General features: G+C 51.5%; 27 protein-coding genes. 12 read left to right on the top strand and 15 right to left on the bottom strand.

Annotated elements, in window-relative coordinates; genetic code table 11:
- Positions 1-257: 257 nt before the first annotated feature.
- The 8 genes from F5971_RS08180 to nifH all read right to left on the bottom strand — a co-directional run bounded on the left by F5971_RS08180 (position 258) and on the right by nifH (position 6884).
- The gene (locus F5971_RS08180; RefSeq protein WP_193494686.1) at positions 258-1232 is read right to left on the bottom strand and encodes a hypothetical protein; all 975 of its coding nucleotides are present in this window, start codon (positions 1230-1232) and stop codon (positions 258-260) included.
- A 26-nt stretch (positions 1233-1258) separates the two neighbouring features.
- A complete protein-coding gene (locus F5971_RS08175; RefSeq protein WP_193494685.1) occupies positions 1259-1534 on the bottom strand; it encodes a DUF6129 family protein in 276 nt (91 codons plus the stop codon).
- Complete coding sequence (locus tag F5971_RS08170) at positions 1531-2238, bottom strand: dinitrogenase iron-molybdenum cofactor biosynthesis protein (RefSeq protein WP_193494684.1); 708 nt, start codon at positions 2236-2238, stop codon at positions 1531-1533. The genes F5971_RS08175 and F5971_RS08170 overlap by 4 nt, the downstream gene beginning before the upstream one ends.
- A 78-nt stretch (positions 2239-2316) precedes the next feature.
- The gene (locus tag F5971_RS08165) at positions 2317-2508 is read right to left on the bottom strand and encodes a 4Fe-4S binding protein (RefSeq protein WP_193494683.1); all 192 of its coding nucleotides are present in this window, start codon (positions 2506-2508) and stop codon (positions 2317-2319) included.
- A gap of 39 nt (positions 2509-2547) precedes the next feature.
- A complete protein-coding gene (gene nifT, locus F5971_RS08160) occupies positions 2548-2763 on the bottom strand; it encodes a putative nitrogen fixation protein NifT (RefSeq protein WP_193494682.1) in 216 nt (71 codons plus the stop codon).
- Between the two features lie 27 nt (positions 2764-2790).
- Entirely contained in the window at positions 2791-4362 is a 1572-nt protein-coding gene (gene nifK / locus F5971_RS08155) for a nitrogenase molybdenum-iron protein subunit beta (protein ID WP_193494681.1), read from the bottom strand.
- 59 nt (positions 4363-4421) lie between these two features.
- Positions 4422-5891 (bottom strand): nitrogenase molybdenum-iron protein alpha chain, encoded by a 1470-nt coding sequence (gene nifD / locus F5971_RS08150; protein WP_193494680.1) that lies wholly within the window; start codon positions 5889-5891, stop codon positions 4422-4424.
- Positions 5892-6008: 117 nt separating this feature from the next.
- Positions 6009-6884 (bottom strand): nitrogenase iron protein, encoded by an 876-nt coding sequence (gene nifH / locus F5971_RS08145; protein WP_193494679.1) that lies wholly within the window; start codon positions 6882-6884, stop codon positions 6009-6011.
- Between the two features lie 355 nt (positions 6885-7239).
- On the opposite strand from nifH, the gene F5971_RS08140 reads away from it, so the two are divergent.
- The 5 genes from F5971_RS08140 (at position 7240) to modC (ending at position 11217) form a co-directional block, all read left to right on the top strand.
- Positions 7240-8100, top strand: coding sequence for an SIR2 family protein (locus F5971_RS08140; protein ID WP_193494678.1), 861 nt, complete (start codon positions 7240-7242; stop codon positions 8098-8100).
- Positions 8101-8115: 15 nt separating this feature from the next.
- Complete coding sequence (locus tag F5971_RS08135) at positions 8116-8559, top strand: bacteriohemerythrin (protein WP_193494677.1); 444 nt, start codon at positions 8116-8118, stop codon at positions 8557-8559.
- 114 nt (positions 8560-8673) lie between these two features.
- On the top strand, positions 8674-9420 hold the full coding sequence (gene modA, locus F5971_RS08130) for a molybdate ABC transporter substrate-binding protein (RefSeq protein ID WP_193494676.1): 747 nt from the start codon (positions 8674-8676) through the stop codon (positions 9418-9420).
- A 3-nt stretch (positions 9421-9423) separates the two neighbouring features.
- Positions 9424-10110 (top strand): molybdate ABC transporter permease subunit, encoded by a 687-nt coding sequence (modB, locus tag F5971_RS08125; RefSeq protein WP_193494675.1) that lies wholly within the window; start codon positions 9424-9426, stop codon positions 10108-10110.
- A 12-nt stretch (positions 10111-10122) separates the two neighbouring features.
- Positions 10123-11217 carry a molybdenum ABC transporter ATP-binding protein gene (gene modC / locus F5971_RS08120; protein WP_193494674.1) on the top strand — a complete coding sequence of 365 codons (1095 nt, stop codon included), beginning with the start codon at positions 10123-10125 and terminating at the stop codon, positions 11215-11217.
- A 22-nt stretch (positions 11218-11239) separates the two neighbouring features.
- Here modC and F5971_RS08115 read toward each other — a convergent pair whose 3' ends face one another.
- The 4 genes from F5971_RS08115 to nifL form a co-directional block, all read right to left on the bottom strand.
- Positions 11240-11491 (bottom strand): 4Fe-4S binding protein, encoded by a 252-nt coding sequence (locus F5971_RS08115; protein WP_193494673.1) that lies wholly within the window; start codon positions 11489-11491, stop codon positions 11240-11242.
- A 27-nt stretch (positions 11492-11518) separates the two neighbouring features.
- On the bottom strand, positions 11519-13003 hold the full coding sequence (gene nifB / locus F5971_RS08110; RefSeq protein ID WP_193494672.1) for a nitrogenase cofactor biosynthesis protein NifB: 1485 nt from the start codon (positions 13001-13003) through the stop codon (positions 11519-11521).
- Positions 13004-13171: 168 nt separating this feature from the next.
- Positions 13172-14743: a nif-specific transcriptional activator NifA gene (gene nifA, locus F5971_RS08105; protein ID WP_223116292.1), complete on the bottom strand. Its 1572-nt coding sequence runs from the start codon at positions 14741-14743 to the stop codon at positions 13172-13174.
- Entirely contained in the window at positions 14736-16274 is a 1539-nt protein-coding gene (gene nifL, locus F5971_RS08100; RefSeq protein WP_193494671.1) for a nitrogen fixation negative regulator NifL, read from the bottom strand. The genes nifA and nifL overlap by 8 nt, the downstream gene beginning before the upstream one ends.
- Before the next feature lie 274 nt (positions 16275-16548).
- On the opposite strand from nifL, the gene rsxA reads away from it, so the two are divergent.
- Genes rsxA through F5971_RS08065 form a run of 7 tightly spaced genes read left to right on the top strand, consistent with a single transcriptional unit; the run spans position 16549 to position 21894 of the window.
- Positions 16549-17124 carry an electron transport complex subunit RsxA gene (rsxA, locus tag F5971_RS08095; protein ID WP_193494670.1) on the top strand — a complete coding sequence of 192 codons (576 nt, stop codon included), beginning with the start codon at positions 16549-16551 and terminating at the stop codon, positions 17122-17124.
- A 19-nt stretch (positions 17125-17143) separates the two neighbouring features.
- On the top strand, positions 17144-17668 hold the full coding sequence (locus F5971_RS08090) for an RnfABCDGE type electron transport complex subunit B (protein WP_193494669.1): 525 nt from the start codon (positions 17144-17146) through the stop codon (positions 17666-17668).
- 12 nt (positions 17669-17680) lie between these two features.
- Complete coding sequence (gene rsxC / locus F5971_RS08085; RefSeq protein WP_193494668.1) at positions 17681-19165, top strand: electron transport complex subunit RsxC; 1485 nt, start codon at positions 17681-17683, stop codon at positions 19163-19165.
- Positions 19162-20247 carry an RnfABCDGE type electron transport complex subunit D gene (locus F5971_RS08080; RefSeq protein WP_193494667.1) on the top strand — a complete coding sequence of 362 codons (1086 nt, stop codon included), beginning with the start codon at positions 19162-19164 and terminating at the stop codon, positions 20245-20247. The genes rsxC and F5971_RS08080 overlap by 4 nt, the downstream gene beginning before the upstream one ends.
- A complete protein-coding gene (gene rsxG, locus F5971_RS08075; protein ID WP_193494666.1) occupies positions 20244-20915 on the top strand; it encodes an electron transport complex subunit RsxG in 672 nt (223 codons plus the stop codon). The genes F5971_RS08080 and rsxG overlap by 4 nt, the downstream gene beginning before the upstream one ends.
- On the top strand, positions 20908-21600 hold the full coding sequence (locus F5971_RS08070; RefSeq protein WP_193494665.1) for an electron transport complex subunit E: 693 nt from the start codon (positions 20908-20910) through the stop codon (positions 21598-21600). The genes rsxG and F5971_RS08070 overlap by 8 nt, the downstream gene beginning before the upstream one ends.
- 15 nt (positions 21601-21615) lie before the next feature.
- The gene (locus F5971_RS08065; protein ID WP_193494664.1) at positions 21616-21894 is read left to right on the top strand and encodes an RnfH family protein; all 279 of its coding nucleotides are present in this window, start codon (positions 21616-21618) and stop codon (positions 21892-21894) included.
- Between the two features lie 124 nt (positions 21895-22018).
- Here the strand turns inward: F5971_RS08065 and nifM are convergent, their stop codons facing one another.
- From nifM to nifW, 3 genes are read right to left on the bottom strand one after another with little or no spacing between them, the layout of a single operon-like run.
- Positions 22019-22858, bottom strand: a complete 840-nt coding sequence (gene nifM, locus F5971_RS08060; protein ID WP_193494663.1) for a nitrogen fixation protein NifM — start codon at positions 22856-22858, stop codon at positions 22019-22021.
- The gene (locus F5971_RS08055) at positions 22848-23309 is read right to left on the bottom strand and encodes a nitrogen fixation protein NifZ (RefSeq protein WP_193494662.1); all 462 of its coding nucleotides are present in this window, start codon (positions 23307-23309) and stop codon (positions 22848-22850) included. Before F5971_RS08055 ends, nifM begins: the two co-directional genes overlap by 11 nt.
- Entirely contained in the window at positions 23306-23668 is a 363-nt protein-coding gene (gene nifW / locus F5971_RS08050; protein WP_193494661.1) for a nitrogenase-stabilizing/protective protein NifW, read from the bottom strand. The genes F5971_RS08055 and nifW overlap by 4 nt, the downstream gene beginning before the upstream one ends.
- Between the last annotated feature and the right edge of the window lie 6 nt (positions 23669-23674).

Genomic DNA, 23674 nt, shown 5'->3' with positions numbered 1-23674 from the left:
GCAAACTCAGTCTCTCCAGCGTAGGTACTTAGTATTTTGCAAGGCCTGTGCCATAGCCAAAAAACGCAAGACGTTTACTTTTTTAGAGTTAAAACAATTGGTTATAATTTTCAATCAAGCCTGATCTCTGTGTTGGGTCAGACCTAACCAACAAAATGTCTTAAATACGACAAAGAGGCGCAACTCAGAAACCCAATCTAGAGATAAAGAGAGGCTGAACAACCCACTAAGCGGTTGTCAGCCTCGATGGGGGGGAACTATAGGCTATAGGGTTGGTGCAGCCATTTGTGAATCCAAAGGGATTGGCGTTCAGAGATATAGCGATAATTGTTGATCCAGTCATGCTGTAAACGCTCTGCCAGTGCCTTAGGCACGAGATTGCCCGTCACCATGCAAAAATACCAAGCACCAAAAAAACCTGCTGTTTTATCAAAAGACCGTAACTGGTCGGCCATTTCCGTTGCATTGGCATTTAGATCCCAAGAGTGCTCCCTCAGTGCATCCGCTTTAATGGCCTGAGGCAGTAGACGCAGCGCTTGGACACCATAGTGGTTTTGAACTTCCTGCCGCTGAAAAAACCAGTGATGATGAAAGTCAGGCAGTCGGCTTTCTGACCATTCATTAAAAAAACGCTGTAAGGACGGCGCATTAACAGCGATGGCGAGTGCGAGATGCAGATTGATCAGACTGCCAAGTCGATACACAGGAAAGCCAACGGGCTGCCCATCCAGCGTTGCCGGATGCAATGGATCTGTCAGGTCAGACACATCCAGCGGTTCAGTGGCGGCAGGATTGAGCAAATGTCGGTCCATCACTTCTTGTAACTCCTCCACTTCCAACTGCCAACAAGCCTCCGGTGCATTGCCGTAGCTGGCTGTAAAAAAATGGGTCACTCCGTTAAAGCGCGTCACTAAGGGTTGCAAAGCTTCAAGATCCATCAGCAACTGTTCAAAGTCACCGCTTTGCCGAAGCGATGTTTCTAGCCACGATTCGATATTCTGGCTAATCAAAGTGCCATCTTGATGTCGAACCCCTCCGCTCCTGAACCAGCCTGAGCGGGTAAACCGATGCTGAAATTGGGCTTCGGGCCAGTAAGTGCTGAGATAGCTTAACAATGTGGTGTGATGGGGACGCGGTGGAAGGCGAGCAATGCCCTCAGCCAACTCGTCAACACTGGGACCGAAGTGCTGCACTCCCTCGGATGGAACGACAGCCAATACCCTGTTTTGCATGCTGTTCTCCCTTGTTAAATTCATGCCTAATCCTCATCATCATGCCGTGCTAACACCACAGCGCTGGCAATCGTCAGGTCGTTGGTCAAACAGGCGCAGTGCGCCGTTGCATCAACCAGATACAGATCAAAACCAGCTCCCTGATACACAGGTTTGGCACGCCCGGGTATATCGTTATCGCTGCAACATGTCAGACTGACGCCCTGCAAAAAGGGTTTAAACTGCTCGATATCATCCCTTTGTGCTGGGGGTGTTTGCTCAATGGCCTGAGCCAATTGTGCCAACATACTCGCGGCAATCATTCGTCAGCCTCGTCAGCAAATCGCTGTACCAATGCATTTTCTTTACCCAAAATTTTAGCCAACCAAGGGGATGGATTGGCCAAACTGCTTTGCAAGGTACTGAGCATCTCCCGAGCCGCGCTTGGCTTTGGGAATTTAATGGGGTGCACGCCTGCACGTACGACTTTGGCCGCCGCAGGTCCGCCGATGGATTGGACATAAAGCAACTGACAATCGCCGATCAACTCAGCTCTGGCCGTATTGCGGTCATCTGCCGTCTGGGTGCCACGGGTGTCCCGTATGTCGGCTAAATAGAGTCCCTCTGTATTCACTCGGTATATCAAAAATCGCAGACAAGAACCAAAATGGCCATCCAGCTGTTCTGCTGTATTGGACGCGACGGCCACTTTAAGACTGGGTAAACCCTGCATGGCCAGTGGCATGGTTTCTATATCGGGTAACTGAGTCTGAGCATCTTGCTCCCCCCAAAGGTACTGCAAGGCATGTTTGATGCTGTCGCGACTATAGTCCTCCGGCAATTCACCGTCATCACCGCTTAAAATACGGTGTATATCTTCTACAGTCAGGCCCTTCAGTTTTTCTTCAGTGATTGGCAACCCAAGATAAGACCCCATCGCCACAACGAAAATAGCTGGGTCTTGTTCGGACAGTGCACGCGCGGCATAGGATAAGCGTCGTGCAGCGCCTTGGCTGATACTGGTCATGAATGTTCTCCCCCTCCGGAAATGAATCGATAACCGAAGCTGGCCAATTGCAGCCAGCTTCAGACATGACAGACAGGATTAAGCGGCCAGCGTGATACAGTCGACGGGGCAGACCGCAACACAGCGCGGTGCTCCCTCATCGACACACTCATCACAGGTGCTGGCATTAATGATATAGACTCCACGTTTAACGCTGATTGACACGGTAGGACACTCCACTTCACAGTCGCCACACGCCGTGCAGATATCCGGATCGATTTTCATTGACATGTTTACATCCTCCACAGTTAAACAAGAGACCTATGACCGTCAGTCCATGCGCTTGGCACGCAGCGATTTAGGAAGTGACGGCATAGTGTCCAGCGGGTCTATGTAATAACGCTGACCGTCCGCCAGAGTTAACGCACCTCCCCACTTGTGTGGTTGGTTAAACTCCAGCGATTTAACCGGGACTTCCAGATCCTTTTTTGGCATATAGAAGGTCAGTCCACCCTCTGTTGCCTGACTGATGATAATGTTGGCCATAGGTTTCTCCTGTACTGAATCGTCTGATTAACGCACCAGATCATAGTTAAAGTCTGTTTGTGCCATCAGACGGGTATCATCATCCATACGCTCCAGTACGGCATTTACCAGGGTGGTCAGTATCGTCATCGCACCCTCATAACCCATAGTGGTTGAACGATGTAGATGATGCCGGTCAAAGATCGGGAAGCCGATACGGATGAGCGGTACCTCGAACTCCTTGCCTTTATGCAGGGTGTCACGCTGGATAAACTTGCCGTAGGAGTTACCGATCATGAAGTCCGGCTTTTCAGTGAACATCAGTGAGCGGAAATGCCACAAATCATGACGTGAAAACAACTGCGTTTGGTTGTTAGCGGGTGCCGACTCCTGCAGCATTTTTTTCATGCGTTTTTCCCAACGCTTGCTCCCACTCTGACACAGCACATGTGTCGGCTCGGCCCCCAGTTCCAACAGGAATTTGGTGAGGCCAAGGGTAAAGTCTGGGTCGCCATAGAGCGCAAACTTCTTGCCATGTAACCAGGTGTGGGAGTCCGTCATCATATCCACTAAACGGCCACGCTCCTTGGCGAGACTGTCTGGAATGTCTTTACCCGTTAAACGCGAGACCTCCATCAAAAAGTTGTCAGTGAGCTCCAGCCCCATGGGGATATCCAACTTGGGCACATCATGCCCCCAGGTTGTACTGGCCAGTTTTTCCGTTTTAACAAGGTGTAAGGGTTGCAGTAGGATGGTGGTAATGGCATTCGGCGCATCTTTCATTTCATCCTGCGTTGTGCCACCGGAATACATGCGGTATTCACCGTCTGCGGGGGTATCCAGTACTTCGGTGGGATCAGACAAGAGACTGTAATCAACGCCCATTTCTTTCATCATACGGTGGATAACGCGGAAGTTACCCAAGTAGGTTTCAAAGCCTGGGACGAGGTTGATTTTTTGATTACTGCCCACCACCTTACCTTCCATGTGGTTGAGGGTGAAGTAACGAGCAACCCCTTCAAACATATTGTCCCAGCCCGTTACATGCGAGCCGACAAAGGACGGTGTATGTGCAAAAGGAGTGGGGAAGTCTTCAGCAACCGCACCCGCTTTTTTAGCATTGCCAATAAAGGCATTCAGGTCATCACCAATTACCTCGGCCATGCAGGTCGTGGAAACGGCGATCATCTCCGGTTTGTAGAGCGCCTTAGCATTCTCCAATCCGTCGATCATGTTTTTCTGTCCCCCGAACACTGCTGCATCTTCTGTCATGGAATCGGAAACACAGGCAATAGGCTCTTTGAAATGGCGGTTAAAATAGGTCCGGAAATAGGCCACACAACCTTGCGATCCATGCACATAGGGCAGCGTTTTCTCAAATCCCAAGGCGCAGAGTACGGCGCCTAGAGGTTGGCAGGCTTTAGCCGGATTGACCGTGAGCGCTTCGCGAGCAAAGTTTAGCTCTTTGTATTCCACCGATGTCGTCCATAGGAAGGTCTCATCGACAGTATCGGTTGCATGACCGTTTTCATAGTCACCCTTTTTGCGTGCGAGCACATCTTTGTATTCTTCATTTCTGAATAAAGGAAAGCTCTGTTTGATATTTTCAATGTCTTGCATGACCGTCTCCTTGCCTGGCCGCTAATCTGCGGACGCAGGCGTGAGTAGTAATAAGGGAATCAGGCAACTGCCTTCTGTTCGGCTTCTGGACGTTGTTTCCAGGGCGGTGTCAGTTTTGACCAGCAGGGATTGTTCAGGGTCATGTCCATATCCTTGGCAAAAATAGCGAAGCCATCGTAGCCATGGTAAGGGCCGGAATAATCCCAGGAGTGCATCTGACGGAAAGGCACACCCATTTTCTGGAAAATGTACTTTTCTTTCACGCCAGATCCGACCAGGTCGGGCTTGACGCGCTTGACGAACTCTTCGAATTCAAAGCCAGTCACGTCGTCATATATCAACGTGGCATTGCCGACATCGTTACGTGTACGGTCATAGTCATCGTTATGGCCGAATTCATAGCCAGTACCCACTACTTCCATGCCAAGATCTTCATAGGCACCAATGACATGACGAGGGCGCAAGCCACCGACATACAGCATCACTTTTTTGCCTTCAAGACGTGGGCGGTATTTGGCAATAATCTCATCACACATCGCCTGGTATTTAGCGATCACTTTTTCGGCCCCTTCTTTGATGCTGTCATCAAAGTAGGACGCAATTTTACGCAAGCTTTCCGCTATCTTGGTGGGTCCAAAGAAGTTGTACTCAACCCAGGGGATGCCGTACTTTTCTTCCATATGACGTGAGATGTAGTTCATGGAACGGTAGCAGTGGAGCAGATTGAGCTTCACCTTTGGTGTCTGCTCCATCTCGGCCAGGGTACCGTCACCGGACCACTGAGCAACGACGCGCAAGCCCATTTCTTCAAGCAAAATGCGTGAAGACCAGGCATCACCGCCAATATTGTAGTCACCCAGAATAGCGACATCGTACTGACCCGGCTCGATACCCTCGCTGCCACCTTCGCGGTCAAACACATGATCACGAATCGCATCGTTGGCAATGTGGTGGCCCAGCGACTGGGACACACCGCGGAAGCCCTCACAGCGCACCGGGATGACCGGTTTGCCAATCTCTTTACTGCTGGCTTTGGAGACCGCTTCGATATCGTCACCAATCAGTCCAATCGGGCATTCAGACTGCACACTGATGCCGCGATTGAGCGGGAAGAGTTGCTCAATTTCCGTGATCAACTTGCTGAGCTTTTTATCGCCACCGAAGACGATGTCTTTTTCCTGGAAGTCCGAGGTAAAGTTCATCGTACCGAAACTGTCCACACCGGTGGTGCCGACATAGTAGTTACGCCGCCCTGCCCGAGAGTACTGGCCGCAGCCAACCGGACCATGGGAAATGTGGATCATGTCCTTAATGGGTCCCCAAACCACACCTTTGGAGCCAGCATAGGCGCAACCACGGATGGTCATGACACCGGGCAAAGATTTACGGTTAGAGGTCACACAGGTTTTTGCCTCAGCGGTATCATTCACCGCTAAATGTTTGGCACGATCCTTTTTCGCCTTCTCTGGATAGACTTCCAGCACTTCCTGAATCAGCGCTTGCGCCTCTTCTTTGTTTAACTTAGCCATAACAGGTTTCCTCCAGCAGCGCCTGCCCATCCGCAGGAACGCCATCGAGAATAAGTTAGCGAGCATGCTCTGCTCATATTGATCCCAACGCGGGATCTATCGCTTGATGTTCGGGTGTTAAGCCACGGCTTCTGCACGCTGACCGACAATGCTCTCGTCTTCTTCTTCCAGAATACCGAACTCCATCAGCAAGTCTTCGAGATCGTCCATTTCCAGCGGCGTCGGAACAATGAACAGCTTGTTCTCCACAATCTTGCGGGCCAAAGCACGGTATTCATCAGCTTGCTTCGCGCTGGGATCGTATTCGATCACGGTCATACGACGGATTTCAGCGTGCTGCACCACGTTGTCACGCGGTACAAAGTGAATCATCTGGGTGCCCAGACGTGCCGCCAGCGCTTCGATCAGCTCGTCTTCACGGTCCGTATTACGGCTGTTGCAGATCAGACCGGCCAGACGCACGCTACCTGAGGTGGCGTACTTCACAATGCCCTTGGCAATGTTATTGGCAGCAAACATCGCCATCATTTCGCCGGAGCAAACGATGTAGATTTCCTGTGCTTTGTTTTCACGGATTGGCATGGCGAAACCACCACAGACCACATCACCCAGTACGTCATAGAACACAAAATCCAGGTCTTCATCGTAGGCGCCTTCTTCTTCCAGGAAGTTGATGGCGGTGATTACACCACGACCCGCACAACCGACTCCTGGCTCAGGGCCACCTGACTCAACACACTTGATGTCGCCATAGCCCACCGCCATTACATCTTCCAGTTCCAGATCTTCAACAGAGCCAGCTTCAGCAGCCAGATGCATCACCGTGGTCTGGGCCTTGGAGTGCAGAATCAAACGCGTGGAGTCCGCTTTGGGATCACAGCCCACGATCATGACTTTCTTACCCATTTCTGCCAGCGCAGCAACCAGGTTCTGAGTTGTGGTGGATTTCCCGATACCGCCTTTGCCGTAAATAGCAGCTTGACGTAATGCCATTGTCATTCTCCTCAAGTTGGATCATTTGGTGAACAACATTGCCCACCGCTGTAAGTCATAGGGCAAGGGCTGTGCCAAGTTGCAAAAAAACATCTAAGTCACTGTTATATATACAAACCAAAAATAACCGCTCATTTTGCATGGTCGTTATGGAGCCGACAAAAATAAACGACTTGTCGGACTGGCGACAAGAAAACAGCAGGGAGTCCACATCACCTGTGTCTCAGAACATCCCTGATAACGGGCGTTCAGGGCGCCGTTGTGATCATGGCATGTGAATTGCTGTTATGAATGTAAACGCGCTTTTAGAGGTGCTTTAAAAAATACTCCGACTGAATGACAAGGGGCGAGCCTGATGATGAATAAGAGACTTCCTGAAAGCCTGCTGGAGGCGATGCACTCTGGACAGTGTGTACCCGTGATCGGATCGGATGCACTCAACGATGTGGTCGATGCAGAAGGCCAACCGATACCTGCTGGAAGTGACAGCTTGATCATCGCCATGAATCAAGGACGACCCATGGCACCTAAATTGATGTATGAGTTTCCTCGCGCAGCGATGAACATTGAACTAAAAAAAGGGCGCAAAGCCGTCACACGATTTCTGGATAAGATCTACCGGGATACAACTTGGAGTGTTTCCAACGCCCATCAGACATTGGCCGCATTAAATCTGGATTACATTATCGATATGAATCGTGATACCCAGATGCAAACCTTATGGCAAGACACTCCACATATTTTGGTCGTAGGAGTGGCGCGGATTGGCGGTGGAACTGAACGTTATCGCCTGTTTTATTACAACGGCAATCAATATCTGGCCACTCTTGCCTCTTGGCTGGATACAGATCTACCCATACTGTTTAAGCCCGTCGGCACCCCCTTGCCTGAGTCACTGTATATTGCTTCCGATGCCGATTATGTCGATTACCTGACAGAGCTGATGGGCGGGTTTGGAATGCCTCCCTTTTTAAAGCAAAAGCGCATCGGTAAGCAGTATCTACTGCTGGGCCTACGCCTGAATCGAGATACACCACGGATGCTGCTGAATGACATTACCTATGGAGCTGGAATGCCTGCTGGCTGGGCGTGTTTGCCCAATCCAACCCCCAATGAAGAAAAGTTTCTGAGCCGCAAAGGGTTTCAAATTTTGCCGATGACACACGAAGAGTGTCTGGCCGCACTGCTTGAAACTACCCACCCCTGCTATGCCTGAATGAGGACGTTTATCATGACTGATATGACCGCGACACTGCGTTTGCAACATTACAACTTACCCGCCATGGATCGTGCCCACCACCACTTTATGGCACTGCTAGGCACCCTACCGATGGTGTCAAAAACGGCACTGCCTTGCCTGCTCAATAGTTTGATATTGAATGCGCGCGAGCATTTTGATCAGGAAGAGCGCTTTATGCAGGTGACGGGGTATCCTGGCTATGAGTCACACCGCCAACAGCATCAGGCGTTGTTGAAGATCTTGGATGACTATCATCAAGAGTTACAGCATCAGACACCACTGGATGCGCTCACGCTGCATAGCCAATTATGTCTATGGCAGGATGAGCACCAGCAAGGTTGGGATGGGCCACTAGCAGACTATCTGCGCTTTACACAAAACTGGCAGCCCCGTGAGCAGGTCGTACTCGACCTAGCCGTAGCTGGCGGATGTTAGTAACGAGCATAGATGTATGCGCGATCACACAAATGATTTGAGATGCACTTAAGTCTCTGCGGGTGGTTGCGTGATGTGACGGAATGCCGTTGATCAAAAAACAGGAGTGACATTATGAAAAACCTCTGGATCTATTGCCTTGCCTTCGTGTTCAGCAATCATTTGGCCGCCAGCGAGCTACGGGTGGCGGTGGCGGCTAATTTTCTGGGTACGCTGAACCAATTAGTGCCTCTGTATGAGGCGCACTCCGGTCAGACGCTGCTCATCAGCTCTGGATCAACGGGACGCCACTATGCTCAAATCCAGAATGGCGCCCCTTTTGATGTATTCCTATCTGCCGATGTCGAACGGCCTCAGTTATTGGTGGAGGAAGGACTGGCCTTGGCTGACTCACGCTTTACCTATGCACGGGGTGTGCTGGTGCTCTGGAGCGATCAACAGGATCTGCCATTGCAGGATGGAGCGTTTTTACACAGTGAGTCGTTGCAGCACTTGGCCTTGGTCAACCCCCGCACGGCACCTTATGGTGCGGCAGGTGTTGAGGTCATGCAACAACTGGGGGTGTATGAACGCTTGCAAGCAGGGCATATCGCTCAGGCGGAAAACCTAACCCAAGCCATGCAATACATTACAAGCAGCACCGCGCAAGCAGGCTTTCTGGCACTGTCTCAAGTGGTCGAAGCGGATGGCAGCATCCGAGGCAATGCTTGGTTACCTGCCAGCGATAGTTATGTCTCACTTGAGCAGCAGGCCGTTGTATTGAGCGCCTCGCCACAACTGGAGGCTGGCCTAGCGTTTCTTGATTGGCTAAAAAGTGATGAGGCGCGCAGCGTGATTGCATCCGCAGGATACGGGTTCTAAACGATGGAGCTCAGCCATGCAGATCTGATAGCACTCTGGATCACGCTCAAACTCGCCTTGATTAGCACCTTGGCACTACTCATTCTCTGCGCCCCCCTCGCGTGGTGGTTGGCGCACACCCCCTGCCGAGCAAAGGTACTGGTTGAAGCGCTAGTGGCGTTGCCGCTGGTACTGCCTCCCACGGTGATGGGATTCTACCTGCTGGTGTTATTAGGGCCACGCGGTGTGGTCGGTGGTTTTCTGGAGTCAGTGGGCATTGGGCATCTGGCATTTAGCTTTACCGGGTTGGTGATCGGCTCGATGCTGTTCTCTCTGCCATTTGTGGTACAACCCCTGCAGAATGCGTTTACGATTGCAGGCGGGCGTGTATTAGAAGTCGCGGCAACGCTTAAAGCCTCTCCATTTGACCGCTTTGTCAGCATTGTGTTGCCACTGTCCCGGCGAGGCTTTTTAACCGCCGCGGTCCTCTCCTTTGCCCACAGTTTGGGGGAGTTTGGCATGATTCTGATGATCGGTGGCAATATTCCAGGTCGTACCCAGGTTGCCTCCATTGCCATTTATAATCATGTTGAAGCGATGGACTATAGTGCAGCACATCAACTGTCGATTATTCTCGTTGGTGCCTCCTTTATTTTACTTTTGCTCGTGTTTGCACTGAACCGACGCTTCAAAGTTGTGAGTGTCGTTTAGGCTGGAGGAAGTATGTCGCTCAAAATGCACTTTCAGGTTACGCGCTCGGCGTTCCAGTTACAGGTTTCCTTGACGCTACCCGATCAAGGGGTAACGGCACTCTTCGGGCGCTCAGGGTCAGGTAAAACCACCTTGTTGCGTTGCATTGCGGGCTTAGAGCGGCTACCGGATAGCTCACTAACCTTTCAGGATCAGGTTTGGCAGTCTTCAGACCGATTTGTGCCTGTGCATCTACGCCCTATTGGCTATGTGTTTCAAGAGGCCAGCTTGTTCCCTCATCTAACCATCGAGCAAAACCTTCACTACGGCTTTAAACGTATTCGCGCTGCGGATCGCCGCATTGGCTTTGATGAAGTTGTTGAACTCTTGTCTTTGCAAGACTATCTCAAACGTTATCCAGACCAGTTGTCCGGTGGACAACGCCAGCGCGTTTCGATTGGCCGTGCCTTGCTAACCAGCCCTAAATTGTTGTTGATGGATGAACCGATGGCATCGCTGGACACAACCAGCAAACAGGAAATACTGCCGTATCTAGAGCGTCTGACCGAGGAGCTGCAACTGCCAATCATCTATGTCAGTCATTCGGTTGAAGAAGTCATGCGCCTAGCGGACCATATGGTGCTGCTGGAGCAGGGAGTGGTACGTGCTCAAGGAGAGCTTCAAACGGTCTTAACGGACCATCAGCTGCCCTTTTCGCATAGTGAGCACGCAGTGAGTCTGCTGAAAGCTCAGGTGTTCGAGACGGATGCCGGTGATGGTCTGGCCAAGCTGCAATTAGAGCAGCAACATTTATTGATCAGTCAGACACACCTGTCGCCTGGACGTCTATCACCGATCACCAAAGGGGACAGTGTCAGAGTGAGTATTATGGCCCGCGATGTGGTTCTTGCCAGGCAATTACCTGAATCCATCAGCCTACTGAATACGCTGGACGTCAGAGTGATTGGGTTGGATCCGGATACAGATAAAAGCCAAATGCGAGTGCGCCTGCAATTGGGAAAACAGACATTGCTGGCGCGTATTTCAAAACGGTCTGCCGAGCAATTACAACTCCAACCCGGACAGACCGTCTATGCACTGATCAAAGGCGTTGCGGTGAACAGCTAACAGGCTTAATCAACGCGCTTGATCAGGCGGCAACGCCGACAATAATTCCCGTGAGTGATCCGGGAGGATTCAGTGGTTCTCCAACACTATCAACGATAGCGCCTTCTATAGGGCAGATGCTGGCACACTGAGGGTCCGGGAAGGATTCGGCACATTCCGTGCACAAATCCGGATCGATAGCGAACTGAACCTTCTGATCCGTGATCGCATCATTCGGGCAAACAGACTCACAGGCCGTACAGCTCACACAGCTGGCAACAATTTCAAAAGCCATAAAAAGCACCTCCTCAGGTGTATCGGATTAGGCTGATTTAAGATCAACCGCATCGGGTAGTTGCAATAGTCCTTTTGTTAACATTTCTTGGTAAACCGCCAGAATGGCATCCTCTATTGGCTCCATGGCGTGCTCTCCGTTCGGTTGTATACCAGCCTGCTCCAACGCACTCCAAGGCTCATAGCCCACTTTGGAGCACAGCAGCACTTCGCAGCCCTGTAGAGCCTTCAGCAAGGTATCTAACAAATTTTCTGCCTCATCACCGCAGTTGCTGTTGCCCTCACAATAGGGCTTGGCGACTTGGCGATGACCAATAAAACGCACGCCATCACGACTGGCTTCATAGACCAGAAACTCAGTGGCATGACCAAAATGCTGATTGATGACACCGCCACCCTTCGTTGCAACGGCCATCAATACAGCGCGACCTTGCACGCGTATAACGGGTTTTGAGGCGGATTCTCGCTGCGCATAGAGCTGTTCAAGCAATTGATCATGCACCTCGGCACGCTTCACCATGGCCGCTTCATAATCGATGTCCATGGCCTCAATCTTGTCGAGAGTAAACTCCGCGCCGCGATCTTCGCCCAACAGGCCAACAGCATCGGCACGGCACTGACGACAGTGACGCATCATATTCATATCCCCAGCACAAGCATCCTGTACGGCCTGCAGCTCAGCGGCTGTTGGTTCTGCTTGCCCGGTTAGGCCAAAATACGTGCCATGCTCTGGCTCTGAGATAATGGGCATAACGTTGTGCAAAAATGCACCTTTTTCTTTGACGATACGGGATACTTCAATCAGATGTTGATCATTGATGCCTGGAATCAGAACAGAATTCACTTTCACTAGAATGCCGCGATCAATCAACATCTGCAGCCCTTTCTGCTGCTGTTCAATCAGAATACTGGCCGCTTCGACACCGCGAATACGCTTGTTTTTCCAAAAAATCCATGGATAAATCTTGGCGCCTATCTCTGGGTCTACGCAGTTGATAGTGACCGTGACATGATCAATATTGTGCTGACAGAGTTCATCGACACATTCAGGCAGCGTTAGGCCATTGGTGGACACACACAGCTTGATATCCGGCGTTTCAGCGCTCAAGCGACGAAAGGTTTCAAAGGTTTTTTGTGGGTTCGCCAGTGGATCGCCAGGTCCTGCAATGCCCAAAACAGACATCTGTGGAATCGCTGCCGCTACGGCCTTCACTTTCTTAACCGCCTGCTGCGGTGTTAACACTTCCGACACCACGCCGGGTCGCGATTCGTTGCTGCAATCGTACTTGCGGTTGCAGTAGTTGCATTGAATATTGCATGCCGGCGCAACCGCCACATGCATCCGGGCGAAGAAGTGGTGAGCTTGCTCTGAAAAACAAGGATGATCAGCCACCTTGGCTCGAATGGATTCAGGCAGGTTCTGAACAGAGGCATCACTGCTACCGCAGGAGCCGGAAGCGCAGCCACCGGCTTCGCTGGTTGCAATCGTGTTATTGAGAACGGGCAGTTTCACGGTCAGATCCTCATGTTGGGTTCACAGGGTCTGTCGCAAATTCCATGCCTACTTAGAAAAGCTCGATAAGTTATTGATTATTAATCATATAAAATCAAGTTTTGATAGGTTTGTCTCAAAGCTGACAGGTACATAAAGACGCTATGTCAGCTTTAAGACAGTCTCGGCTTACAGCTGTTTAACCCGAATATTCAAGGTCTGGATACGGTAAGAAATCTGACGTGGTGTCATGCCCAGCAATCGAGCCGCCTTGGCTTGAACCCAGCCCGCCTGCTCTAGCGCCGCAATCACCCGCTCACGCTCATCTAAATTGTCATCGTCTAGATCAATCCGTCCTCCATGACTCCCCATGACCTGCTCGTCAATCCCTGTGAGCAAGACTTGATCGCGGTCGATAATCCCATCATGCGACATCACCGCCGCCCGCTCTAAACAGTTTTCCAACTCACGGACATTCCCCGGCCAGCGATGATGCATAAGTACACGCAAAGCATTGTCGGTGATGCTCAGTGAACGCTCCTGCGCGGTGGCTATTTTAGTCAGCAAGAAGTTAGCAATGTCGGGAATATCCTCCAAACGCTCACGCAATGTCGGCATAAAGATTGGCATGACATTCAAGCGGTAATAGAGATCCTCTCTGAAGAGTCCTTGTTCCACATCAGCCTCCAGATCCCGATGGGTCGCGGCCACGACTCGAACATTGATTTTAATGGTGCGGGTTCCTCCCACCCGCTCCAACTCACCTTCTTGCAACACGCGCAGCAATTTAGCCTGAAACCCGGCAGACACCTCCCCGATTTCATCCAAAAACAGCGTGCCTTTGTCAGCCTGCTCAAATCGTCCTTGACGTTGACTGACAGCCCCAGTAAATGCGCCCTTCTCATGACCAAAGAGTTCCGACTCCAATAAGTTTTCAGGTAAGGCGGCACAGTTAAGTTTGACGAACGGCCCCCGAGCTCTGGGTGAGTTGTAATGAATGGCATTGGCAATCAACTCTTTACCTGTGCCGGTTTCTCCACGAATCAGTACCGTGGTATTCCACTTCGCCACTTGACGCACCTGCTCAAATACCTGGCGCATGGGGAAAGAGTGACCAATAATGTTGTCGAAACCAAACTGTCCGCGCACAGTGCATTTAAGCGCATCGCGCTCATCTCTAAGTGCTTTACGCTCTCGCTCCACCTCTCGCGATAATCGCACACTTTGACCGATGAGGTTCGCGACCATCTCCAGAAATCGTGCTCGCTCTTCCAAGAGTTCTTTATGGGCGCTACTGGGTTGAGCGGCAAAGACTCCCAGAACTTCATCACCACTGAGAATCGGCACTCCGATAAACGGACGCTGAGGGTCATAGACACCAAGACGCCCCAGAAAACGCGGATCGTCCGTAATTCGATTCAGTATCAAGCTGCTGCCACGGCGCATAACCTCACCAACCACCCCCTCACCTGGCTGGTAACGTATATCCCCCGGAGCCAAATCTGGCACGCCACATAGCGCGTAAATGACTAACTCACCCTGCTCTGGCGATACCAATCCGACCAGCCCGCGCTCCAACCCCACGCGATCATCCAGCACTTCCATCACCTTACTCAGGGTTTCCTGTAGATTAAGGGATTTAGACAGTACCTGACTTACCAAAAACAGGGTTTCCAGCTCACCGACAAGAATTGCCTGAAGCATTTCAGGACTCAATCGATCGTCATTGTCGTCATACAGACTTGCAGGTGATTTATTCATAGGGAATGTGAACCTTAATGCAGCAGCCAGTGGTGACATCAGCGTCTATTTCTAGCAAACCGTTATGGCGATTAACGATATCCTGAGCAAGCGTCAGCCCCATGCCTAAATGACCTTTGCTTTGATCACGTGTTGTGTAAAAAGGCTCAAACACTCTTAACTGGTCAGCGGGTAAAATGCCTGCACCTGTGTCTTCAATCCTGACCTCCACGACCTTGTTGAGCGTGCGGGTGCTTAAACGCAATTCACGCAGGCGTTGTTTGGTGTCATTCATGGCATCAATGGCATTGTCGATCAACTGCTTAAAGAGCGTGACCAGCGCTGTCGGCTGACCAAGCACACGCTGTAAATTGCACTCAGGCTGCCAATCCACCGTAATTCCCAACGCCAGCAGCCGAGGCGTTAACAGGCTCAGGGTGTTTTTTAACAGCTCATTGATATTCACCACTTCCATGGTCTCATCACCACGTGACGGTACACAGGCGTTCAACATCGAGATTGCCTGCTGGCCAGCCTTTTGCACTTCTGTTAGCAGCTTCAACATCTCGGCCGTGTCGATACGGTTACGGCGCATGGCTAACCGAGAAACCGCATTAATCAAATTCAAAGGGCGTTCGAGTTGGTAAATGGCACCGGATAGCGCTTCACGAACACTTTGCACCCTCTCCTGCTCGGCGAGTAAGGCTTGCAAACTGTTCAGGCGTAGCTGCGCTTGTTGCTGTTTAAGCCCAGTAATGTCTTGCAAGGTCACCAGAAGATAGCGGCTCAAGCGTGTTTGGTAAAAGGCATCCGCACTGGTGTCTTTTTCCTCAATTAACGACCCAGTGCAGCTAAACCAAAGAGGCTCTTCACGACTGGACAATAATACGGCGACTTCCAGTGCAATAAAGCCTTCATGCAATGCTTTCTCCCGATTGAACAGATCCGGCCACTCCTGCTCCAACGCATCAAAAATGATTTCGAGTGGCTCCGTACCCAGTCGGGCTTCCAGCGTTTTATAACTGCGATTGCGCAGAATCGGTTGCAACTTAGTGTCCACTAGCACCATGGCCACCTGTGTCGAGTCGACGGCCTTTTCAATCAACGCTCGCTGATTCAGCACCTGATGCTCCAACTGATGCACCTCGGTCACATCACGCTGCAGCCCAAGATAATGGGTTGTTTCTCCGGCACCATTGAGAACGGGTGTAATAGTCAGGTCGGCCAAATAACGGCTGCCATCTTTGCGTCGGTTCACTAGCAGACCGTTCCAAGGACTCTGACGCTCCAGTTGGCTCCAAAGGCTGTCATAGACCAGCCGAGGCGTCACCTTATACGACAGGATGGACTGATTCTTGCCCAGCAGTTCTTCACAGGTGTAGCCCGTCATCTTTTCAAAACACGGGTTGGCATACACGATTCGTGCCTTGGCATCGGTGATAGAGATGGCGACAGCCGCCTGCTCTACCGCTAATCTGAAAACCTCAGGCGGGAGGGTTTCTGCCGCTTTCTTTAGCTCACACAGCACAACATTATCTGCCGGTTCAGTCATAACCTTAGGTTCCTGTGACAGTCGATCCATAAAGAACGCATGCAATAGACGTACCATTTGAAGGGATATAGTCTCAGCCCTGATCGGGTGGGGATAGTGGCTTGATTTCAGACTGAATGTTTTGTCAGGTTCCGAACAAACTGTCATTTTGTCGCATTTCCTTCACGAAAATGTCGGGTGCTCCTGCACAGAAACAAGGCATAACCGGGCACTTCAAGTGTATGGCACAGACTTTGCTCAATGCCTTTCAGCATCGACCTGAGTGGAGAAGCACATGTCTGATTACATTTTATTACTGGTTTCCACGGCCTTGGTGAACAACGTGATCCTGATCAAGTTTCTGGGCTTGTGTCCGTTGATGGGTGTCTCCACCAAAATGGATGGCGCACTCGGGATGGGATTGGCGACAACCTTTGTGTTGAGTCTGGCGGCCGCCGCGAGTTGGATGCTGGAAAACTGGCTGTTGAACCCTATGGGTCTGCAGTATCTCAGGATCTTGGCCTTTATTTTGGTGATTGCTTCCGTCGTACAGTTTACCGAGATGCTCATTCGCAAAATAAGCCCGCCGCTTTATCAAATTTTGGGTATCTACCTACCTTTAATTACCACCAATTGTGCGGTACTGGGAGTGGCCTTACTCAATGTGCAAAACCAACACAGCTTTATTCAGAGTCTGATGTTCGGGTTTGGTTCGGCCATGGGCTTTACCCTGGTATTGGTACTCTTTGCCGGTTTACGTGAGCGTTTAGCGGTGTTGCAAGTGCCTGAGCTTTATAAGGGTGCTCCAATTGCGTTTATTGTGGCTGGCCTTTTGTCGGTGGCCTTTATGGGGTTTGCCGGACTGGCCTGAATTCTGGAGGAAACAAACCATGCTGATATCCGTCATGCCGTTAACGTTTTTAGGGCTGATACTGGGCTTATTGTTGGGTATTGCCTCACGCATTTTAAAAGTTGAACGCAGCAGTATCGTAGAAGACATTGAACAGCTGCTGCCCGGCACACAATGCGGACAATGCGGCAATCCAAGTTGTGCCGCCGCGGCACAGGCCGTTGTCGATGGTGAATTAAAGGCCACCTTCTGTCCTCCCGGTGGTCGCGCTGTGGCCGAAGCCATCGCGATAAAACTGGGCATTCCTCTCGACTTAAACACCTTATGTGACGAAGGCCCCAAAGTCGCTCGTATTAACGAAGCACTGTGTATCGGCTGTACTCGGTGTTTCAAAATTTGTCCAACCGATGCCATTTTGGGTTCAGCCAAACATATGCATGTGGTGTTTGCCGATGCCTGCACGGCCTGCGGCAAATGTGAAGCGGTGTGTCCAACTGAATGCATTTCCTTGGAACCGGTGCAACCCACTCTGCAAACCTGGGTGTGGAGTCAGCCAGCCCTGTAACTGGAGATGATTATGTTGTGGAAATCTTTACGCGGCGGTGTTCACCCTACGGATTATAAGTCGCTGAGCAATACCACCCCTATCCAGCGTTTTCCGATGATGGAGCGCCTGTATGTCTCACTGCAGCAACACTTGGGTGCACCTGCCACTCCAGTGGTGAACGTGGGTGACAGGGTGCTTAAAGGGCAAGTGTTAGCGGACGCTCAAGGACTCATTTCAGCCCCAGTTCACGCGCCCACATCTGGGCGAATCGCATCCCTTGCTGAGCACAGGGCGCCGCACCCTTCCGGTTTACCGGTATTGGTGATCACACTGGAGGCCGATGGCCGGGATCAGTGGATTCTTCGTGACCCAATCGCCAATCCATTCAGCCTGCCTCCAGAATCCATTTGCGAACGCATCGGGACCGCAGGTATTGTCGGATTGGGAGGGGCCACCTTTCCTGCCGCAGTCAAACTGAATCTAAGTTTACAGAAGGGTATCGACACACTGATTCTAAACGGTGGTGAATGTGAACCCTACTTAAGCTGCGATGACCGCCTAATGCGTGAATCGGCCAAAACGATTTTGCGCGGTGCGCAGCTCATCTGCCACGCGGTACAAGCCAAGCATGCAATTCTGGGAATTGAAGACAATAAACCCGAAGCACTCGCCATCATGACTGAGGCCGCAAACGGCACGGGTATTTCAGTTAAAGCCGTACCCAGCGGCTATCCCATGGGCTCGGAGAAACAGTTAATTCAGCAATTGACGGGCATTGAAATACCCGCACATAGCCGTGCCGCTGACAGTGGCATTCTGGTACACAATGTCGCAACCGCCTATGCCGTAGCCATGGCGATTGATCAGGGTCAGCCACTGATTTCACGCATCGTCACCCTAAGTGGAGGGGCGGTGACTCATCCGGGTAACTGGGAGGTACCTCTGGGTACTCTGGCCAGCGAGTTTCTTAACCATGCCAGTGGATTTGATATGAAGCCTGCACGTTTGCTGATGGGTGGGCCAATGATGGGGATAGAGCTGCCGGACTTGCATGTACCGATCATCAAGGGGAGCAGTGCTATCCTCGCGTTGACGGAGCCGGAAATCAGTCATCAACAAAGCAGCCCCTGTGTGCGCTGCAGTCGCTGTGTGCGTGCCTGTCCCATGGGGCTGATGCCGCTGGAGATGGCGGCTAATATACGCTCAGGGGACTTGAAACGTGCCAATACGCTGGGGTTGAGTGACTGTGTGGGGTGTGGTGCCTGCAGCTATATCTGCCCATCCTCCATTCCACTGACTCACTTGTTTAATTACGCCAAGGGAGAGTTGATTCTACAAAAGAAGGCACAGCAGAAGCTGGAGGCCACCAAAATACTGGCACAACGACGAGAAGCGCGTATGGAGCGCCAAGCACGCGATCGAGAAGCACTGATGGCCGCACGTCGTGCAGCGGCAGCCAAAAAAGCCGCCGAAACCACAGACTCAGACCCCATCACACAGGAGGCCTCTGCATGAAAGCACCCATTCATGGCCCCCATGCACATAGCGAATCACACTTGCCAGTGATGATGTATCAGGTGTTGCTAGCACTGACACCCGCCACCCTCTATGGCTTCTGGCTATACGGCTGGCCTGCATTCAATCTTTGGCTTGTGTGTCTCAGCAGTGCATTGGTCTGGGAGGCGGTGTTTCTGCGACTCTTCAATAAACCGGTCAAGACACACCTGTTTGATGGCTCGGCCCTGGTCACTGGCTGGTTACTGGCGCTGTGTCTGCCCCCATGGGCTCCCTGGTGGATTGCGGTCACAGGAACGTTTCTGGCGGTTGCCATGCTCAAACAAATCTTTGGTGGGCTGGGCCAGAATGTGTTTAATCCGGCCATGGCGGCACGGGTGATGCTGTTGATTGCATTTCCGGTGGAAATGACCCAGTGGGTGACACCGGCGCAACAAATGGCACAACGCCCCGCATTCAGCGCCAGTCTACAGCAGAGTGGCGGGCAGTCCGACCTGTTGGACAGCTATAGCGGCGCAACCTTACTGGACAGTGTTAAGCAGCGTTTAGCCATGGACGAGCCACTGTCCGAGATACTGCAAGGATATGACGACACCTGGCTCACCACTTTGCTGGGTTCGCATGCGGGCAGTTTTGGTGAAAGCAGTGCACTGCTGTTAATGCTGGGTGGGTTGTTCTTGTTATGGCGAGGCGTGATTACCTGGCAAGCCCCAGTCGGCTTGATGTTGGGGTTGGTACTACCCGCGTTGGTCTTAAACCGCTTATACCCCGATGCTTATCCCGGTGCCCTGTTTCATCTGTTCACAGGTGGAGCCATGCTGGCGGCCTGGTTTATTGTCACCGATCCTGTCACTGCCCCAGCAACCGCCAGTGGCCGCTTTATCTTCGGACTGGGTTGCGGCTTGTTGGCGTATCTGATTCGCACCTTTGGCAGCTATCCTGAAGGCATCGCCTTTGCTGTGATGTTAATGAACAGCGCTGTACCCGTGATTGATCGCTATATCCGTCCGCGTATTTATGGTCGCTCCAGTAAGGGACAGCCATTGCCTGTGCAGAAAATCAAAACAGGAGAGCAGCCATGAATCTGGCGTTGATGCGCGAGCGCTTGGAGTATCAGTCGCTGTTGTTGGGGCTGGTGGTGATGGTGACCTGTGCGCTGCTGGCAGTGGCCTATCAATGGACGCGGGAGCCGATACAGCAAGCGCTGGCAAACGACATGCGCCAGAGTTTTTCTCAGGTATTACCGGAGCACCTGTATGACAATGATCTGCTGGATTATGCTGGTCAGATCGAAGCCCCCTGGGGTCACCTGACCTACTATCAGGCCAGTCTGGCGGGAGACATCAGTGCCGTAGTGTTTCCAATGCAAGCCAGCGGCTATGCCGGGAAAATTGACATGCTGGTTGCAATTAAAGCCAATGGCGAGTTATCGGGCGTCAGAGTTCTGGTGCATCAGGAAACACCGGGTCTCGGCGATAAAATTGAAGTGGCAAGAGATCCCTGGATTACCTACTTTACCGGCAAGTCGCTGCACAACCCGCTGCCGACCAGCTGGGCGGTCAAAAAAGACGGTGGCGAATTTGACCAGTTTACAGGTGCCACCATTACCCCTCGCGCCATCGTCGCCGAAATTAAACGCGCATTGCTGTTCTTTGAAGCCGAGCAAGCAACGCTGTTGTATCCAGTTAAGCTGCCAGGCGAAACCATCGGGGTGACCACCCAAATGCAAGGAGTTGAAAAACATGACTGACTATCGGCGTTTAGCCCAAGATGGACTCTGGAGCAATAATATGGTGTTTGCCCAGATGTTGGCGCTGTGCCCGGTGATGGCGGTGACCAGTACTGCCACCAATGGATTAGGTATGGGCCTGGCCACCCTGTTTGTTCTCTTGGGTGCCAACATGATTATCTCCACAATTCGGCACTTCATCAGCCCGGCGATACGTATCCCTGTGTACATTGTCATCATTGCGACACTGGTTACCCTCACGGATATGCTGATCAATGCCTTTGCCTATGAATTGTACAAGGTGCTGGGGTTGTTCATTGCCTTGATCGTGGTCAACTGCGCCATTCTGGGTCGTGCAGAAGCCTTTGCCTCGCGAAATACCCTGTGGGACTCCATTGTTGACTCACTAATGATGGGGATCGGCTTGACCTGGGCCTTGGTGATGATTGGCGGGGTGCGTGAAGTTATTGGTAGCGGCACACTTTTCGCCAACGCACACCTGCTGCTGGGCGCCCCTTTCGCTTTTCTGGAGATAACCGTCATTCCAGATTATCGCGGCTTCCTGATTATGGTGCTGCCACCTGGCGGTTTTATTGCTGTGGGTTTTCTGCTGGTCGCGAAACGCTGGATAGATCGGCGGGGGGAGCAGCGCCAACGTAGGTTGGCAAGCGAACCAGACTCACAACAACACCAGCCAAGTCATTAATTAAAGGAGACTAGAATGCACGTCAGTGTCGCGTATAGCAGTGTCAGTGGTGAACAGAGTTGGGTCGACTTGGAGGTGGCCGTCGGCACCAGCGCCCTAGCGGCGATTGAAGCCTCCGGTCTGCTGGAGCGTTTTCCCGATATTGATCTGTCAAAGCAAAAAATCGGTGTGTTTGGCAAGCTGGTAAAGCCAGATCAACCCTTGGCTGAGTATGATCGGGTGGAAATTTATCGACCGATTACGGCGGATCCTGCACAGGTTCCTCGGCGGAAGATCGAAGAGGAGGATTGCTAGCCGCTTGTCGGACTTAGCACTGATCTACTGCATGAAATTCGATGTTAGTAATACCTTTCGATTATAATGATTGCTTGTGTTCATTTTCGTTAAATAAAACCACTTGTATCATGAGCACCGCGAACTAATGCCCCAAATGGCGTACCCAGTCTTTCTGGTACTTGAGTTTTTGACGCTCAGTCAGTAACTCGAGAATAGCACTACAAACCTCAGCAAACGGCTGTCGGGTAGCAGGGTACAGAGCCTCAAAACGTAACAGATGGTAACCCATAGGTGAGCGAATCGGTTCACTGATTTTACCCAGCTGCATTTTGAACAGCGCGTTATCCAAGGCTTCGTAAAGCAGGCCCGGTGCCACCAAACCTAAATGGCCGCCATTCATTGCGGTGGGACACTCCGAATAGCGCAGTACCAGCTTGTCAAAACGTGTCGGTTTTTGTTTGATCTTCTCTAATAGGGCACAGAGTTTACGGTATACCCGCAAGTCAGAGTCTGGCTGGTCATCATCCACGGTAATCAATAAATGACTGGCTTGACGCCTTTCCGGTAACTGAAAGCGTTCCAGATGCGTGTAGTAATACAGCTCGGCTTCATCCTGAGTGATCGGCTCAACATGACTTGAGACACGTTCCAGTATCGCCTCTACGCGCATCTCTTGACTCAGCGCGGCTTTAAAACCCGATGGTGTGAGGGCAGCGTTAGACAAGGCTTCGGCAAACAGCGCGTCTGTTTCATAGCGGCTTTGAATGCGCTGATAGGCCTCTTCAAGTGTTGCATCAGGCAAAAACACCTGTTGCGCTTCATCGCTGGCCAAAATTTTCTGCTCCAGTCGAAACTGACGCCTTGCCAACAACGACACCTGTGCACGCGTTTCGGCAGCGAGCTGGTCGGGCGTGCTGGACAATTGAGATTCGGCAATTTTCAACTCAAGGTAAGCCAGTGTTTCAGATGCTTCAGGTTGCATGAGTCCGCTCCTCAATTGGGTTGAAAGGCTTCAGAGCGGCTTCCGGTACAATCAACAAATGCCCTGGAAACTGCACATGGTAGCGAACCGCATCCTCATCACTAAGCACCTTGAATACTTCACCGAGGGTATCCAGCGGCACAATCACTTCACCGCGAAGAGATAAAGCCAGCGCAGCCATAACCTTGTCACGGTTTTCATAGCGGCTGTTAACCCAGGGCTCACTCGCAGGGATGAGTTCCTCTTCGCGACAGCCTACCTGGATGTCGGCCTGAATAAAGTGCACGGTATAGATAATCTGGTCCTGTAAAAAAGTACCCAGATTACGTACATGCCCGGTTTCGCCACGGCGCACCAAGAGTTGGCCTTTGTCTACGCCCGGAAAACTGCCATCATTGCGCAGATTTCGTATCACTCGAACTTCATCGCCGTAGTTATAGACTGGGATCATTTTGGCCCTCCAGCCACTGGAGCAATGGCACTAAGGGATACAAACCCCTTACCCGGTGCCGCGCGGTTAAAAACCTTAAGTACCTTTTCCTGCTGGGCATTGGAGTGAATAAAGCTCTGATACGCCTGATCCAGCAGATGACGATAGGCGTTATAGAGGGCATTTGGCTGATCAGGCAGGTTCGCGTGTTCAGCATGAATATGGTTATGAAAGCGTTGCAGTATATGCAGGCGATTTACCTGCACGACTGTGGGAACAAAATCGATCTCAAAAAATTCCAGAAAGTCTTCGGCACTTTCCAGATCCTGCATTTCATCTTTCAACTCAGCGATGCTGGTGAACCGGGTGGCCGTTTTCATGATGTT

The sequence above is a fragment of the Nitrincola alkalisediminis genome (assembly GCF_009821115.1).
Lineage (GTDB): Bacteria > Pseudomonadota > Gammaproteobacteria > Pseudomonadales > Balneatricaceae > Nitrincola > Nitrincola alkalisediminis.
Note: the sequence above shows the minus strand (reverse complement) of the source record. Positions and strands in the feature narration are given on the sequence as shown.

Coding starts and splice junctions, on each gene's coding strand:
- F5971_RS08180 (WP_193494686.1), bottom strand. CDS start 1,232: ATGCAAAACAGGGTATTGGCTGTCGTTCCATCCGAGGGAGTGCAGCAC.
- F5971_RS08175 (WP_193494685.1), bottom strand. CDS start 1,534: ATGATTGCCGCGAGTATGTTGGCACAATTGGCTCAGGCCATTGAGCAA.
- F5971_RS08170 (WP_193494684.1), bottom strand. CDS start 2,238: ATGACCAGTATCAGCCAAGGCGCTGCACGACGCTTATCCTATGCCGCG.
- F5971_RS08165 (WP_193494683.1), bottom strand. CDS start 2,508: ATGTCAATGAAAATCGATCCGGATATCTGCACGGCGTGTGGCGACTGT.
- nifT (WP_193494682.1), bottom strand. CDS start 2,763: ATGGCCAACATTATCATCAGTCAGGCAACAGAGGGTGGACTGACCTTC.
- nifK (WP_193494681.1), bottom strand. CDS start 4,362: ATGCAAGACATTGAAAATATCAAACAGAGCTTTCCTTTATTCAGAAAT.
- nifD (WP_193494680.1), bottom strand. CDS start 5,891: ATGGCTAAGTTAAACAAAGAAGAGGCGCAAGCGCTGATTCAGGAAGTG.
- nifH (WP_193494679.1), bottom strand. CDS start 6,884: ATGGCATTACGTCAAGCTGCTATTTACGGCAAAGGCGGTATCGGGAAA.
- F5971_RS08140 (WP_193494678.1), top strand. CDS start 7,240: ATGATGAATAAGAGACTTCCTGAAAGCCTGCTGGAGGCGATGCACTCT.
- F5971_RS08135 (WP_193494677.1), top strand. CDS start 8,116: ATGACTGATATGACCGCGACACTGCGTTTGCAACATTACAACTTACCC.
- modA (WP_193494676.1), top strand. CDS start 8,674: ATGAAAAACCTCTGGATCTATTGCCTTGCCTTCGTGTTCAGCAATCAT.
- modB (WP_193494675.1), top strand. CDS start 9,424: ATGGAGCTCAGCCATGCAGATCTGATAGCACTCTGGATCACGCTCAAA.
- modC (WP_193494674.1), top strand. CDS start 10,123: ATGTCGCTCAAAATGCACTTTCAGGTTACGCGCTCGGCGTTCCAGTTA.
- F5971_RS08115 (WP_193494673.1), bottom strand. CDS start 11,491: ATGGCTTTTGAAATTGTTGCCAGCTGTGTGAGCTGTACGGCCTGTGAG.
- nifA (WP_223116292.1), bottom strand. CDS start 14,743: ATGAATAAATCACCTGCAAGTCTGTATGACGACAATGACGATCGATTG.
- nifL (WP_193494671.1), bottom strand. CDS start 16,274: ATGACTGAACCGGCAGATAATGTTGTGCTGTGTGAGCTAAAGAAAGCG.
- rsxA (WP_193494670.1), top strand. CDS start 16,549: ATGTCTGATTACATTTTATTACTGGTTTCCACGGCCTTGGTGAACAAC.
- F5971_RS08090 (WP_193494669.1), top strand. CDS start 17,144: ATGCTGATATCCGTCATGCCGTTAACGTTTTTAGGGCTGATACTGGGC.
- rsxC (WP_193494668.1), top strand. CDS start 17,681: ATGTTGTGGAAATCTTTACGCGGCGGTGTTCACCCTACGGATTATAAG.
- F5971_RS08080 (WP_193494667.1), top strand. CDS start 19,162: ATGAAAGCACCCATTCATGGCCCCCATGCACATAGCGAATCACACTTG.
- rsxG (WP_193494666.1), top strand. CDS start 20,244: ATGAATCTGGCGTTGATGCGCGAGCGCTTGGAGTATCAGTCGCTGTTG.
- F5971_RS08070 (WP_193494665.1), top strand. CDS start 20,908: ATGACTGACTATCGGCGTTTAGCCCAAGATGGACTCTGGAGCAATAAT.
- F5971_RS08065 (WP_193494664.1), top strand. CDS start 21,616: ATGCACGTCAGTGTCGCGTATAGCAGTGTCAGTGGTGAACAGAGTTGG.
- nifM (WP_193494663.1), bottom strand. CDS start 22,858: ATGCAACCTGAAGCATCTGAAACACTGGCTTACCTTGAGTTGAAAATT.
- F5971_RS08055 (WP_193494662.1), bottom strand. CDS start 23,309: ATGATCCCAGTCTATAACTACGGCGATGAAGTTCGAGTGATACGAAAT.
- nifW (WP_193494661.1), bottom strand. CDS start 23,668: ATGAAAACGGCCACCCGGTTCACCAGCATCGCTGAGTTGAAAGATGAA.